The organism is Allorhizobium paknamense, assembly GCF_030815125.1.
GTDB classification, from domain to species: Bacteria; Pseudomonadota; Alphaproteobacteria; order Rhizobiales; family Rhizobiaceae; genus Allorhizobium; species Allorhizobium paknamense.
Window position 1 is genome coordinate 2,501 of record NZ_JAUSWH010000038.1, and the last position, 2,500, is coordinate 5,000.

Consider the following 2,500-nt stretch of genomic DNA (forward strand, 5'->3'; position numbering starts at 1 on the left):
CATCTGACATGTGATCTGGTGGATGTTGCCTGACCGCGCATCCTCGGATTTGATCTCGAGAAGCTGGTCTTAAGATCCGGCCCGGATATCGCTCGGCGTGATATCTTTATGAGGGACCGGATCGACACGCTGATGTCATCTGAATGGCTCGATTGTAAAAGGTAATCGAGTTTTGGAGACCTTGCCGGTGAGAGCTGGTGAGGGACTTGCTGTTTTGTCAAACTCAGGTTTGACCGGATGGCCAGATTTGGAACCCTTCTGAGCGCAAGCGAAGAAGACAGGTCTTCCAAATCCAATAAGGATGAGCATTGGCAATGAGAACGATCAAGTGTCGTAAGGGCATTTGGTGGATGCCTTGGCATGCACAGGCGATGAAGGACGTGATACGCTGCGATAAGCCGTGGGGAGCTGCGAATGAGCTTTGATCCATGGATTTCCGAATGGGGGAACCCACCTTAGATACCTAGAAAGTTTAAGCTGTCGTTATGGACGGTTTAGGTTTCTAGGTATTGCGATAAGGTATCTTACCTTGAATACATAGGGGTAAGAAGCGAACGCAGGGAACTGAAACATCTAAGTACCTGCAGGAAAGGACATCAACCGAGACTCCGCAAGTAGTGGCGAGCGAACGCGGACCAGGCCAGTGGCAATGAGGAATAAAGCGGAACAATCTGGAAAGGTTGGCCGGAGTGGGTGACAGCCCCGTACGCGTAGAACACTCATTGTCCTTGAGTAAGGCGGGACACGTGAAATCCTGTCTGAACATGGGGAGACCACTCTCCAAGCCTAAGTACTCGTGCATGACCGATAGCGAACAAGTACCGTGAGGGAAAGGTGAAAAGCACCCCGACGAGGGGAGTGAAATAGAACCTGAAACCGGATGCCTACAAACAGTTGGAGGCCGCAAGGCTGACAGCGTACCTTTTGTATAATGGGTCAACGACTTAGTGTAACGAGCAAGCTTAAGCCGGTAGGTGTAGGCGCAGCGAAAGCGAGTCTGAACAGGGCGTTCAGTTCGTTGCATTAGACCCGAAACCGAGTGATCTAGCCATGAGCAGGCTGAAGGTTGGGTAACACCAACTGGAGGGCCGAACCCGCATCTGTTGCAATAGATTGGGATGACTTGTGGCTAGGGGTGAAAGGCCAATCAAACTCGGAGATAGCTGGTTCTCCGCGAAATCTATTTAGGTAGAGCGTCGACCGAATACCCTCGGGGGTAGAGCACTGGATGGGCTATGGGGACTCACCGTCTTACTGATCCTAACCAAACTCCGAATACCGAGGAGTACTAGTCGGCAGACACACGGCGGGTGCTAACGTCCGTCGTGAAAAGGGCAACAACCCTGACCTCCAGCTAAGGTCCCCAAGTCATGGCTAAGTGGGAAAGGATGTGAGGATCCCAAAACAACCAGGATGTTGGCTTAGAAGCAGCCATCATTTAAAGAAAGCGTAACAGCTCACTGGTCTAAATAAGGGTCTTTGCGCCGAAAATGTAACGGGGCTAAAGCCATGCACCGAAGCTGAGGATGTGTGCTTGCACACGTGGTAGCGGAGCGTTCCGTAAGCCCGTGAAGGGATACCTGTGAGGGGTCCTGGAGGTATCGGAAGTGCGAATGTTGACATGAGTAACGATAAAGGGAGTGAGAGACTCCCTCGCCGAAAGACCAAGGGTTCCTGCTTAAAGTTAATCTGAGCAGGGTTAGCCGGCCCCTAAGACGAGGCGGACACGCGTAGTCGATGGGAACCACGTTAATATTCGTGGGCCTGGTGGTAGTGACGGATCGGGAAAATTGTTCAACCTTATTGGATTGGTTGGGCAGTGAGCCGGTTCCAGGAAATAGCTCCACCGTATAGACCGTACCCGAAACCGACACAGGTGGTCAGGTAGAGTATACCAAGGCGCTTGAGAGAACTGCGTTGAAGGAACTCGGCAAATTGCACGCGTAACTTCGGAAGAAGCGTGACCCCATGCTACGCAAGTATTGTGGGGTGGCACAGACCAGGGGGTAGCGACTGTTTATCAAAAACACAGGGCTCTGCGAAGTCCATAAGACGACGTATAGGGTCTGACGCCTGCCCGGTGCTGGAAGGTTAAGAGGAGGGGTGCAAGCTCTGAATCGAAGCCCCAGTAAACGGCGGCCGTAACTATAACGGTCCTAAGGTAGCGAAATTCCTTGTCGGGTAAGTTCCGACCTGCACGAATGGCGTAACGACTTCCCCGCTGTCTCCAACGCAGACTCAGTGAAATTGAATTCCCCGTGAAGATGCGGGGTTCCTGCGGTCAGACGGAAAGACCCCGTGCACCTTTACTATAGCTTTACACTGGCATTCGTGTCGGCATGTGTAGGATAGGTGGTAGGCTTTGAAGCAGGGACGCCAGTTTCTGTGGAGCCATCCTTGAAATACCACCCTTATCGTCATGGATGTCTAACCGCGGTCCGTTATCCGGATCCGGGACAGTGTATGGTGGGTAGTTTGACTGGGGCGGTCGCCTCCGAAA

At 52.4% G+C, this 2,500-nt stretch carries 1 rRNA gene (only partly in view); it reads left to right on the forward strand.

Annotation, left to right across the window (positions count from 1 at the left end):
* Positions 1-322 precede the first annotated feature (322 nt).
* Positions 323-2,500, forward strand: a 23S ribosomal RNA gene (locus QO005_RS24100); it runs 620 nt beyond the window's last position.